This is a genomic window from Catellatospora aurea, assembly GCF_042663325.1.
GTDB classification, from domain to species: domain Bacteria; phylum Actinomycetota; class Actinomycetes; order Mycobacteriales; family Micromonosporaceae; genus Catellatospora; species Catellatospora aurea.
Genome location: NZ_JBHTAC010000016.1, coordinates 50175 through 62035, shown reverse-complemented (window position 1 = coordinate 62035; position 11861 = coordinate 50175). Strand labels below are relative to the sequence as shown.

Below are 11861 nucleotides of genomic sequence, written 5' to 3'. Positions count from 1 at the left end.
GTAGTGCCCGCCCGGCCCCTGGTTTGATCACGATTTTCCAACGGAATCGCCCCGTCAGCGGCCGGCCGGCTGCGGCGGGGGCGGCCCGCTGACGCGGTCGCGTCCGGCCCGTTTGGCGTGGTAGAGCGCGTCGTCGGCACGTTCGAACAGCTCTTCGCTGGTCCGGGCGTGCCAGGGGTAGCAGACGACGCCGATGCTGGTGGTCACCAGGACGGTGGCCGTCGCGTGCACGACCGGGCAGCGCGCGATCGCGGCCCGCAGCCGCCCGGCGACCACCGTCGCGTCTCGGTGGCCGATGCCGGGCAGCAGCACGCCGAACTCCTCGCCGCCGAGCCGCGCCGCCACGTCCACCGCCCGCAACTCCCGCACCAGCAACGCCGCCACGGTGCGCAGCACCTGGTCGCCCGCCGGGTGGCCGTACCGGTCGTTGACCGACTTGAAGTGGTCCAGGTCCAGCATGAGCAGCGCCACGGGGGTGCCGGTGCGGTCGGCGTACGCCAGCGCACCGGTCAGCCGCTCGGCGAAGGAGCGCCTGTTGTGCAGGCCGGTCAGCGGGTCACGGCCGGCGAGCTCTGTGAGCGTGGCTTTCTGCACGGCGATGCGGTCGGCCATCGTGTTGAAGGCACCGGCCAGCTCGCCCAGCTCGCCGCGGCTGCCGACGGTGGCCCGCGCGCTGCCGTCCCCGGCGGCCAGCAGGTCCGCCGCCCGGGTCAGCCGCCGCAGGTCCCGGACCAGTCCGTGCGAAAGCAGGAAGCCCAGCGCCAGCGCCGCCGCCATGCCGGTCAGGCTCGCGGTGACGATGAGCTGCCGCGTCTCGCCCCCGGCGGCCAGCAGCTGCCGGTAGAGCGGGGTGTACTCCAGCAGCACCGCCCCGACGATCTTGTTATGCGCGGCGCGCATGGGCACCGCCACCAGCTCGATCCCGGCCGGGAAGTCGGCGTTGAGCTCGCTGAACGCGCGCGGCGTGCCGTCGCGCATCGTGGCGGCGACCTCGCCCCCGCGGTCCTCGGCGAACAGCTTGCCCTGGTCGGCCGGGATGGCGTCGGCGAGCACCCGCCGGTTCAGCCCGACGATCTCCAGGTCGCGGTTGCCGTCCCGGTTGACGCCGCTGACGTAGTGCTGCAGCTGCGACGGCTGCTGGTAGAGCAGGACCCGCCCCGGCCCACTGGGCTGGGTGATCATGTGCGCGACCTGCTCGGCGACGTTCTCGGCCTCGATCTGAGCGGCGCGGCGGCTGGCCGTGTGCTGCTCCCGGATGGCGACCAGGCCGACCAGCGGCAGCAGGAGCGCGACCGCCAGAAACGCCACGGTCAGCCGCGGACCGACGTGGGCCAGGGGCGCCCGCAGCGCACCCGGTAGGGGTGACCGCAACGCCGCCACTCGCCGGTGGACCAGGCGAAGAAAGTTGATCATTTTCGACCGCTCCGGCGGCCGTTTCTATCGGCACGCATCTCAGCTCCCATGACGGGACCCCAGGTCAGCGGCCTACTACTTTAGCTCTGCTAACTACCCGATAACAGGGCATCTTTCGGCCTCCATCGCGAGGTGGCCGCTGGGCAAGATCTGTTTTCGTGGACGCCAACCGCCCCTATGGGGGCGCCCAGCGTCCACAAAAACGAATCATGGTCGCGTCGCAGCCCGGCGATGCCGCAGCGTAGGTGTCGGCGACCTGGTCGCGGGCGTACCGCTGGCCGGAAGGAAGGGCACCTTCACAACACTCTTTAGCCCACCAGCACCCGCTGCTCGACGGCCGCGACATCGCCCGCCGGAGCCGGCGCGGGCCGCAGCTCGTCGATGCGGACCAGCACCACGCCGCCGATGATCAGCGCGCCGCCGAGCAGCTGCACCGGCACCGGCAGCTCGCCCAGGAACAGCCAGGCGATTCCGACCGCGAACAGCACCTCGGTCAGCCCGACGAACGACGACAGCCGCGCGCCGAGGATCCGCGCCGCGCCGATGCCGGAGACGTACGAGATCACCGCCGCCACCAGCGACAGCCCCACGATCGGCACCAGCCAGCTCATCCGCTCGCCCGCGAAGGTGACGTCGCCGAAGGTCGCCCGCAGCGGCAGCGCTCCGACCGCGCCCAGCGCCAGCAGCACCACCGCGCCGATCGCCATGCCGCTGCTGGCCATGGCCACCGACGGCAGCCGCTCGTCGACCCGCGCGCTGAGCACGAAGTAGGCCGCCAGACCCACGGCCGCGCCCAGGCCCCACAGCACGCCCACCGGGTCGAAACCGCCGTCACCGGTCAGGTCGAGCACGAAGAACAGCCCCAGCATCGCCGCGGCCGACCCGGCCAGGGTCAGCGCACGTGGCCGCTGGCCGTGGCGCGCCCACATCCAGAACACGACGAGGATGATGCCCAGGTATTCCAGCAGCAGCGCGACCCCGATGGGCAGGTAACGGACGGCGTTGAAGAAACCGACCTGCGCCCCGGCGACGGCGAGCAGCCCGAAGACGCCGATCGAGCTGAGGTTGGCGCGCAGCACGTGCCACCTGCCACGCAGCGCGAGAACGGTCGGCACGGCCAGGATCAGGGCGGCGATGCCCACCCGGGCGGCGACCGCGGCCTCGGCCGACCAGCCCGCCTCGATCAGGGATCGGGCGAAGGTGCCGGAGGTGCCGAACGTCGCGGCCGACAGCAGGGCCAGACCGAGGCCGACACCGGCGGAGCGTTGGGTCTGCATGGAACTCACCTCGGAGACTGCGCTGAACGTCATGAGTAAAACAGGTCTATGCTGATGACAGTAGACCGGTGAGATGACAGGAGTCAAGATGCTTTTTGCCCATGACACCGAAGTCGCGCTGGTGGCCGCCGCCGCGCTGGTCAACACCACCGGCTCGGACGGCGAGAAGCTGCCTGACCTGGCCGCGCTCGACGACTTCTTCCGGGCGTACGGCTGGACCGGCGGCCGCGAGCACACCGAGGCCGAACTGCGCGCGGTGCAGGCCCTGCGGCCCCGGCTGCGCCGCATCTGGGAAGCCGACGAGGACGAGGTCGTCGAGATCGTCAACGCGCTGCTGCGCGAGTCCAACGCGCTCCCCCAGCTCGTCAAGCACGACGAGTGGGACTACCACCTGCACGCCACGCCCGCCGACGCGCCGCTGGCCACCCGGATGGCGGTCGAGGCGGCGATGGCGCTCGTCGACGTCGTCCGCAGTGGTGAGCTCAGCCGTCTCCGCGTCTGCGAGCACCCCGACTGTGGGGACGTCGTCGTCGACCTGTCCAAGAACCGGTCCAAGCGCTTCTGCGACGCCGGGTGCGGCAACCGGGCCGCCGTCAGCGCGTACCGCGCCCGCAAGGCCGCCGCTCGCGGCTGACCTCAGGTGAGCAGCTGGAACATCGCGATCAGGCCGATCGCGACGATGAGGGCGCGCAAAGCGGTCGGGGGAAGTCTGCGCCCCCAGCGGCCGCCGATGAGGCCGCCGACGACCGAGCCCGCCGCGATCAGCAGCGCGGGCTGCCAGGCGACCATGCCCAGCGCGATGAACATCACCGCGGCGACGCCGTTGACCAGCGCGGCCAGCAGGTTCTTGATGCCGTTGACCCATTGCAGGTCGGTGGAGAGCAGCACCCCGAGCAGGCCGAGCAGCAGCACACCCTGGGCCGCGCCGAAGTAGCCGCCGTACACACCCGCGCCGAACACGCCGAGCAGCAGCAGCGGGCCCACCCGCCGGTCCTGGTCGGGGCGGCGGGCCGCCAGCGACCGGGCCAGCCGCGGCTGCAGGATCACCAGCACCAGGGCCAGGCCGATCAGCACCGGCACGATGGCCTTGAACGCGCCGGGCGGCAGCCACAGCAGCAGCACCGCGCCGAGCAGCGCGCCCAGCGTCGAGGCGGTGCCCAGGCGCAGCAGCAGCGGGCCGTGCCCGGCCAGGCCCTTGCGGTAGGCGTACGCCCCGGACAGCGAGCCGGGCACCAGGCCGACCGTGTTCGAGACGTTCGCGACGACCGGCGGGTAACCCAGGGCCAGCAGCACCGGGAAGGTCACCAGCGTGCCGGAGCCCACCACCGCGTTGATCCCGCCCGCCGCCATGCCGGCCAGCAGCACCGCCGCGCCCTCGGCGACGGTCAGCGTCGTCTGCATCCTTGCCGCGCCTTCCCCGGGCCGGTCGACGCCGACAGGTCGCCGCCACCCGGATACTCATGATCCGATGACGCGAGCCTAGGCGGCCGGGCGGCGGCCTCCGCCACGATGCGGCGAAGGTCACCGCGCCGATGTCGCCGGCCGGAAGGCGGGACCGCGCGCACGGTCAGGACGCCCCATTACAGCTCAGCGGAAGCCGAACATCTGGGTCCAGTAGTAGCGGTAGGTGCCGCCGGTCGCCCGGCCCACGCCCATGGCCTTGTAGGAGCAGTTCAGGATGTTCGCCTTGTGGCCGGGCGAGTTCATCCACTGCTGCATGGTCGCCTTGGCGGTGGCGTTGCCCGCGGCGATGTTCTCCGCCGACGGCTGGTCGTAGCCTGCCGCCTTGGCCCGGTCCCAGGGGCTGACCCCGTCCGGGGTGGTGTGCGAGAAGTAGTTGCGCTTGACCATGTCGGCGCTGTGCAGCCGGGCGGCCTTGTCCAGCTTCGGCTCGGCGCGCAGGGCGCCGCAGCCGGCGCTCTTGCGGGCCTGGTTGACCAGCGCCAGCATCTGCCCCTCCAGCGTCGACGGGGCGGCGGCCTTGGTGGGGCTGGGCCGCGCCGACGCGGCAGCCGAGGGTGAGACCGACGGGCTGACAGTCGCTGACGGCGACACCGACCCCGAGGCCGAGATCGAGGGCGACGCGGAGCCGAGGGCCGCACCCGCCGCGGCGGCGGCAGCGGCGGTCCCGGCCCGGTCGGCCGCCGGGACCTCCAGGGCCAGCGGGACCAGCGCGTACACCCCGGTCGCGGCCAGCACGGTGGCCGCCGAGCCGAGCGCCAGCTTGCCGGGCAGTCGCAGCCCTCGGGCACCCGCGGCGGCGATCGCCGCGGCGGGACTGGTCGGTGCCGAACCGCCCGGCACCGGTCCGTCGGTGAGCGCGAGCAGCGCGGCGAGCACGGCGTACGCGCCGTTGCGGGCCGACAGGCGGCGGCACCGGTCGCAGCCGCGCACGTGCCGGTCGACCTGGGAACGTTCGCGGGAGGTCAGCCGCCGGCGGCCGTGCACGATGGCGTCGAGCCCGGCGCAGCGGCCGTGGCGGCGGGCGATGAGCACGGTGCGCACCGCGCTGCCCAGCGCCGCCCGCGAGCGGTGCACCAGCACCGCGGCGTGGGCGGTGCCGACGCCGAGGACCTCGCCGATCTCGCGGCTGGACAGCTCCCAGCGCACGTTGAGTTCGAGCACCGCGCGCTGGCGCGGTTCGAGCCCGTGTGCGGCGGCCCAGACCAGCTCGTACGCCTCCCGCTGCTCGGCCGCCTGCTCGGGGTGGCGGCCCGGGGTGTCGTCGACCAGCAGCGCCGGATCGGGCAGCGGCGCGGGCACGACCCGGGCCGCGGCCGACATCGCTCGCTTGTACGCGATGGAGAACAGCCAGGTCCGGATCGCCTCGGGGTCGCGCAGCTTGGCCAGGTCACGCCAGGCGACCAGGAACGTCTCCTGCACCACGTCCTCGGCGGTGTGCCGGTCGCCGACCTGCCGGGACACGAATCCGAGCAGACCCGGCAGGTACAGCCGGTAGAGCCGGTCGAAGGCCTCGCGGTCGCCTGCTGCGGCGGCCCTGGCGAGGGACGTGTCTGACCGCATGACTGCCTCCCGAGGTAGCGGTGTCACTGATAAGTCCCGCTACCGGTCGCGCCATTACACCCAACGCGAGAATTTCTGTCCACGCGAGCGGCGGGCCCGCTCGCGTGACGAAAATCAGGCCCGCCCGGTCGCGGCCCGTCACCGCGCCACCGCACCGAGCGGCCGCCCCGCGGCGCGTTAAGAAGGGCACCTTCCACCACGCATGGCGATGTACCGCGTCGCTGCTCGTCTCGCTGACGCGAGCCGACGATGCCCTTCCTTTCAGTAGACGGAGAGGTGGACGTGGTCGGTGTGGTCGGCGGAGGGGGAGTCGCCGCAGCTTGAGCCGGTCGGTGAGTATCGGTGCCAGCCGCCGCCGGTGGCGGTCCAGACCTGGCAGAACCAGATGACGTACATGACCCCGAGCGCGCTGGCGTTCTTCACGAAGTACGCGGCCAGCTTGTTGCCGTAGGTGCGGTCGCCCCCGCTGGCCGTGCCGCCGAAACCGCCCGCCGCGGCCGAGAAGTCGCAGGCGCGGCCCTTGGGGTGCTCGTACATGTCACCCGGACGCCAGCAGGACGTGTAGCGCTTGAATCCGTCCTCGCGTGCCTGCTCGTAGGCGTGCAGCGTGCGCGGCGTGATGCAGGCGCTCGACGAGGGCCGGGTGGGGTCGTTGATGCTGCAGACCTCCTTGGGCCAGGTGCCGTCGGCGTTGCGCTTGGCCGGGATGGCCAGCGGCGAGTCCGGGTCGACCCAGCCGCGGGTGGCCTCGCCACCGAGCGCGCTGAGCGCCTTGTCGGCCGCCTTGCGCAGTTTCGCCATCTCGGCGAGGTGCTTGGCCTGCTCCCGCACGGAGGCGTCGACGGCCGCCTTGGCGTTGTTGATCTCAGTGCGCACCTCGACCAGTTCGCTGATGCGGGCCTCGTCGCGGGCGGTCAGCTTCTCGAACGCCGCGGAGCGGGCCAGGAACTGATCGGGCGAGTTCGCGTTCAGCATGACGCCGATGACCCCGAGCCGCCCGGACTTGTAGGCCTCGGCGGCGTACTTGGCGACCCCGGCACGGACGCGCGTGTACTTGTTCTCCGCCGTGAGCAGCGTCTGGTTCATGGAGGTCTGCTCTTTTTTCGCCTTGGCCAGCGCCGCCTCGGCCTCCAGGTACTGCCCGGCGGCGCTCTCCAGGTTCTGGCGCGCCTGGGCGACCTTGGTCGACGGGATCTCGTTGGGCTCGGCGTGAGCGGGCGTCCCGAACGTGGTGACCAGCAACACAGCGGCCACGAGCAGGGCGAACAGGGATGCGGGGCGGGGGCGGCGCACCGGGGTGGGCACGTGCGGAATCCTTCCGTCGTCCGCCGCGCCGGACACGGGCACGCGGCGGCGGCCGCCAGGGGTGAGGGGAACTCTGTACGGGCGCGGCCGCCAGGCAGATTACCGCGCCGCGACGGCGCGGGAAAGTCTCCGAGGTCGCGGTACGTGACGGAGACGCCCGCGGGAGACGTCAATCCCGCTGGATCTCCAGGTCACGGGAGTAACGCATGCCGGGACGGTCACCGACAGTGATCGCCCCATCGACAATGAAGCCGTTGCGCCGGAGCACGGCGGCCGAGGAGGGGTTGTCGAGGGTGGTCACGGCGGTGAGCCCGGCCAGCGCGTAAGCACCGGCGGCCAGCGCGCAGACCCGCGCCACCATCGCCGTGGCCAGGCCCTTTCCGGCGGCGCTCGCGGCGATCCGATACCCCAGCTCGGCCCGGCCGTGGGCGACGTCGACCAGGTTGACCCGGCCGACTATCGCCCCGGCCGGATCGACCACGACGTGGAAGTGGTGCAGCCCGGCGGCCTGCTCGGCGAGGATCGCGGCGTGCCGCTGCGCGAAGTGCGCGAAGTAGTCGTCACCCCGGTCGGCGATGCTCCGGGCGAACCAGGCCCGATTGGCGGTCTCGAACGCCAGCAGCGCCGGAGCGTGCGCGGCGGTCAGGCGCTGCAGTTCACCCATGCGCCGGACGCTACCCGAGCGGCCCGCCGCCCCGCCCCGGGTTATCCGGACACACGAATGCCGGCGCCGGTCTCGGGGACCGGCGCCGGCATCGGCGATGTCGGGTCAGCGACCGCGCTTGGTGCGGACCTCGGCGAGCCGCTCGTTCAGGATCTCCTCGAGCTCCTCGATCGAGCGGCGCTCCAGCAGCATGTCCCAGTGGGTACGCGGGGGCTTGACCTTCTTCTGCTCCGGCTCGGTGCCGTCGACCAGCCGCGCCACGGCCCCGTCGAACTTGCACTCCCAGGTCGAGGGGACCTCGGCGTCCACGGCGAACGGCACCTCGAAGCGGTGTCCGTTGACGCACGAGAACTCACGGGTCTGCCGGGGCGCGAACTCGGTGTTGCGGTCAGACTCGTAGCTGACGGCGCCTAGTCGGCTTCCCCGCAGCACGCGCTCGCCCATACCAGCTCCTCACAGTTGAAATGGCCTCTGGTGACGCAACGACGCGCACACCCGTCGTGTTTCCCCAGCGGCAGACGACAGTACGCGTCCGGCACCAGCGCGACAACCCGACACGTCAGGCCCCGGCGGCATCCAGGCGTGTGACCTGCTCGTCCGACAGCACCACGTCGAGTGCGGCGTGCGCCGTCTCATACTGCGCCAAGGTTCGCGGACCCACCAGTGGAATCGTCGTCGGCGAGACCCGCAGCAGCCAGGCCAGCACCACCTGGTTCGGGGTGGCGCCCAGCTCGGCGGCCACCTCGGCGACCGCGGCCAGCCGCGCCTGGGCGTCGGGGCCCTCGTAGTTGGCCATGGCCCAGTGCCCGTCCCGCTTGGCCGCCGAGTCGTAGACGCCCTTGAGGATCGGCGAGTACGCCACCAGCGAAAGGTCGTCGTGCTCACGCAGGTAGTCGAGCTGCTCGTCGTCCACGATGGAGGCGGAGTCCAGCCCCGCCTTCGGGCGCAGGTAGGTGTGCTGCTGCTGCAGGGCGACCGGGGCGGGCCAGCCGTTGGCCGCGCACAGCTGCCGGATGCGCTCCAGCCGCCAGGTGCGCACGTTCGACCAGCCGATGTACCGGGCCTTGCCCGCGGCGACGATGCCGGCGAGCGCTTCCAGGGTCTCCTCCAGCGGGGTCGCCCGGTCGTCGACGTGCACGTAGTAGAGGTCGACGTGATCGGTGCGCAGCCGCCGCAGGCTGTCGTCGATCGCCTTGGTCAGGGTCGCCGCACCCGCGCCCTCGAACCGGGTGCGGGCCAGCGCCCAATCGGGCTCGGCCCGTCCGTCGCGCCACACGCCGTCCTGCTCCCAGACCATGGCGCTGCCCTTGGTGGCGAGGAAGACCCGGTCCCGGCGGCCGGGCAGCCAGCGGCCGAGCAGCTCCTCGCTCTCCCCGCCGAGGCTGCCCGGCCGCGCCCACCAGCAGTAGCAGTTGGCGGTGTCGATGAAGTTGCCGCCGGCGTCGAGGAACCGGTCGAGCATCTCGACGGAGGTGGGCTCGTCGGTGCTGGTTCCCATGATCATCGCGCCGAGGGCGAGCTGGCTGACCTGCTGCCCGGTGCGCCCGAGTTCTACCGTCTTCATTCCTTCACACTAGAAGCTGGAGCGCGCTCCAGGTCAAGCGGAAGAACACGGCGCGGCCCCCTCGCCGGGCACGAGGGGGCCGCACCGCTGATCGGGGCGGGTCAGCTGGTCGGAGCGGGTCAGCTGGTCGGGAAGTTGTCCGCGGTGCGGATGCGGTTGCGCATGAAGGTGCCGGACTCGGTCAGCACCGAGGTGCCCGCGTACTGGCTGCCGTTGCAGGTGCCCGGCTTGAACGCGGCACTGCCCTCGTTCGCGTCGGAGTAGGTCCAGTTCGCGTAACCGATCTTGAGGCGGTCGAGCATGTCCAGCCAGGCGGTGCTGCTGGACGCGTCGACCGCGCCGCCGCCGGTGTAGGTGACCGTGCCGAACTCGGTGACGAAGATCGGCAGCGCGGCCGCCGCCCGCTCCACCTCGGCGCGGTAGTTGTCCTTGTGCGAGGCGGCGTAGAAGTGGAACGCGTACATGATGTTGGTCGCGTTGACCTTGTTGTTGATGATCTCGGTGGAGTTGCCGCCCTCCGAGACGCCCAGCGACGACCAGCCGCGGGTGCCGACGATGACCACCGCGTCCGGGTCGTTGGCCCGGATCACCGGGATGACCTGCTCGGCGTAGTTCTTGATGGTCGACCAGCTCACGCCGTTGGGCTCGTTGGTGATCTCGTAGATCACGTTGTTCTTGGCCGCGTGCCGCGCCGACACCGCGGCGAAGAAGGTCTTCGCCCGGTCCAGGTTGTACATCGGGTCACCCGGGGTCAGCGTGTGGAAGTCGATCATCGCGTACAGGCCGCGTTCGGTGGCCTCCTCGACGAGGTTGTTCACCTGGTTGGTGAACCCGGCCGGGTTGGTCTCGTAGCCCTGCTCCTGCACGTACATCGACACCCGCAGCAGGTCGGCCTGCCAGTCGCTCGCCAGCGCGTTCAGCGAGTTGTCGTTGTAGCAGTTGGCGAACCACTGGATGCCGTGCGTGCTCATGCCGCGCAGCTGGATCGGCCGGTTGAACCGGTTGCACAGGTTCACACCGCAGACGTGCAGCTGCCCGTTGATCGAGACAGGGGTCCCGGTCGGCTGCGACGGGCTCGGCGACGCCGACGGGGAGGCCGACGGCCGCGGCGAAGCCGACGGTGAGCTGCTCGGGGCCGGCGAGCTGGGCGTGGTGGAGCCCGTGCAGACGGTGCCGTTCAGGGTGAACGAGGTCGGCGTCCCGTTGGCGGTGGTCCAGCTGCCGTTGAAGCCGATGCCGGTGGAGGCGTTGGTGGCCAGCGATCCGTTGTAGTCCATGCTCCTGGCGGTGACCGCCGCGCCGCTCTGGGTGTAGGTGGCCGACCAGCCCTGGGTCACCTGCTGGCCGTTCGGGAAGGTGAAGCCCAGCGTCCAGCCGTTGATCGGGTCGCCGAGGTTCTTGATGGTGATGTTCGCGGTGAAGCCGCCCTGCCACTGGTTGGTGGTGTACGTGACGGCGCAGCCGCTGGCGGCCATCGCGTTGACCGCGGGCAGCGCGATCGTCACGCCCATGGCGAGCGCGCCGATCGCGCCGGCCGCGATCAGGGCGCGCCGGGACGCGCGCGGGAGGAGTCTCATGACGAGCCTTTCGTCGGGATCGGGGTGGGGGCGCGCCGGACGGACCCTCATCGGGCAATGAGGAGGCAGCAAACGCCCTGGCCAGAGACCGGGAGCGCTCCCATCGACCAGAGCTTAAGGCTCCGGTAATCCCTTCGCAACATATCCATTCATCGACGCCCCATATCGCCGCAGAGGCACTGAAACTTTCAGAAATGCGGCCCGTCGTGATCGGATGTACGGTCCGGCACGACGCAGGACGACGCGCATCCACGGGAGGAAACGCATGGGCAAGGTGCTGTGGCACATCACGATGTCGCTGGACGGCTTCGTCGCCGGACCGGGCGCGGACATGTCCTGGATGGCCGGATACGACGGACCCAATCCCGCCGTCGACGAGGTGCTGTCCCGCATCGGCGCGGTCCTCATCGGCCACCGGACCTACTTCGGCCCCACCGGCGAAGGACCCACCGCCGAAGGCCGCGTGTACGGCGGCGCCTGGACCGGGCCGCAACTCGTCTACACGCGTGACGTCCCCGAGGACCCCAACCCCGAGTACATCTTCGTCGACGACCTGGCCGAGGCCGTCGCGACCGCCAAGGCCGCCGCGGGCGACGGATACGCGGTGCTGATCGGCGCGGCCATCGCCCAGGACTGCCTCGACGCGGGGCTGCTGGACGAGGTCCTCATCCACGTGGTCCCGACGCTGCTCGGCGACGGCACCCGCCTGTTCGACCGCCCCGGCGGCGACGGCACCCGCCTGGAACAACTCAGCGTGACCCACACCCCCACCTGCACCAACATCTGGCTCCGCGTGCCCCGCTGACCCCCTTGATCATCCGACTTGCCCGGCACATGTGCGTACCTTGAGCCCGCTTTCGCCCACGTGCCTGGCAAGTCGGATGACCTTGGTGTGGCCCGCGCCTCGCTCGGCGCTCGCACCGCGGCGCGGCGGGCACGGTCGCCCGGAGGGCCAGGTTCGCGATCTCGCCCACGAGCAGGGCGAACACGAGCTACATTACGCAAACCAGGGCAATAGGGTGAACCACCTGAAAGGC

Annotated in this window: 11 protein-coding genes; 2 read left to right on the top strand and 9 right to left on the bottom strand. The window is 71.4% G+C overall.

What is annotated here, in order from left to right; all coding sequences use genetic code 11:
• Positions 1–54 precede the first annotated feature (54 nt).
• Together ACFQO7_RS17740 and ACFQO7_RS17735 are read right to left on the bottom strand one after the other, a co-directional pair.
• A complete protein-coding gene (locus ACFQO7_RS17740; protein ID WP_376807373.1) occupies positions 55–1413 on the bottom strand; it encodes a GGDEF domain-containing protein in 1359 nt (452 codons plus the stop codon).
• Between the two features lie 308 nt (positions 1414–1721).
• Positions 1722–2690 (bottom strand): EamA family transporter, encoded by a 969-nt coding sequence (locus ACFQO7_RS17735; RefSeq protein ID WP_376807372.1) that lies wholly within the window; start codon positions 2688–2690, stop codon positions 1722–1724.
• 88 nt (positions 2691–2778) lie between these two features.
• Here ACFQO7_RS17735 and ACFQO7_RS17730 point away from each other — a divergent pair, with 88 nt between their 5' ends.
• A complete protein-coding gene (locus ACFQO7_RS17730) occupies positions 2779–3324 on the top strand; it encodes a CGNR zinc finger domain-containing protein (protein WP_376807371.1) in 546 nt (181 codons plus the stop codon).
• 2 nt (positions 3325–3326) lie between these two features.
• Here the strand turns inward: ACFQO7_RS17730 and ACFQO7_RS17725 are convergent, their stop codons facing one another.
• The 7 genes from ACFQO7_RS17725 to ACFQO7_RS17695 all read right to left on the bottom strand — a co-directional run bounded on the left by ACFQO7_RS17725 (position 3327) and on the right by ACFQO7_RS17695 (position 10824).
• Positions 3327–4091: a sulfite exporter TauE/SafE family protein gene (locus ACFQO7_RS17725; protein ID WP_376807370.1), complete on the bottom strand. Its 765-nt coding sequence runs from the start codon at positions 4089–4091 to the stop codon at positions 3327–3329.
• Positions 4092–4277: 186 nt separating this feature from the next.
• Positions 4278–5714 (bottom strand): sigma-70 family RNA polymerase sigma factor, encoded by a 1437-nt coding sequence (locus ACFQO7_RS17720; protein ID WP_376807369.1) that lies wholly within the window; start codon positions 5712–5714, stop codon positions 4278–4280.
• 261 nt (positions 5715–5975) lie between these two features.
• A complete protein-coding gene (locus ACFQO7_RS17715) occupies positions 5976–7019 on the bottom strand; it encodes a coiled-coil domain-containing protein (RefSeq protein ID WP_376807368.1) in 1044 nt (347 codons plus the stop codon).
• Positions 7020–7188: 169 nt separating this feature from the next.
• A complete protein-coding gene (locus ACFQO7_RS17710) occupies positions 7189–7683 on the bottom strand; it encodes a GNAT family N-acetyltransferase (protein ID WP_376807367.1) in 495 nt (164 codons plus the stop codon).
• 105 nt (positions 7684–7788) lie between these two features.
• Positions 7789–8127 carry an RNA polymerase-binding protein RbpA gene (locus ACFQO7_RS17705; RefSeq protein WP_120319291.1) on the bottom strand — a complete coding sequence of 113 codons (339 nt, stop codon included), beginning with the start codon at positions 8125–8127 and terminating at the stop codon, positions 7789–7791.
• A gap of 115 nt (positions 8128–8242) precedes the next feature.
• The gene (locus tag ACFQO7_RS17700; RefSeq protein ID WP_376807366.1) at positions 8243–9247 is read right to left on the bottom strand and encodes an aldo/keto reductase; all 1005 of its coding nucleotides are present in this window, start codon (positions 9245–9247) and stop codon (positions 8243–8245) included.
• A 119-nt stretch (positions 9248–9366) separates the two neighbouring features.
• Positions 9367–10824 carry a cellulase family glycosylhydrolase gene (locus ACFQO7_RS17695; RefSeq protein WP_376807365.1) on the bottom strand — a complete coding sequence of 486 codons (1458 nt, stop codon included), beginning with the start codon at positions 10822–10824 and terminating at the stop codon, positions 9367–9369.
• A 265-nt stretch (positions 10825–11089) separates the two neighbouring features.
• Here ACFQO7_RS17695 and ACFQO7_RS17690 point away from each other — a divergent pair, with 265 nt between their 5' ends.
• Positions 11090–11629 carry a dihydrofolate reductase family protein gene (locus ACFQO7_RS17690; protein ID WP_376807364.1) on the top strand — a complete coding sequence of 180 codons (540 nt, stop codon included), beginning with the start codon at positions 11090–11092 and terminating at the stop codon, positions 11627–11629.
• Positions 11630–11861: the final 232 nt, after the last annotated feature.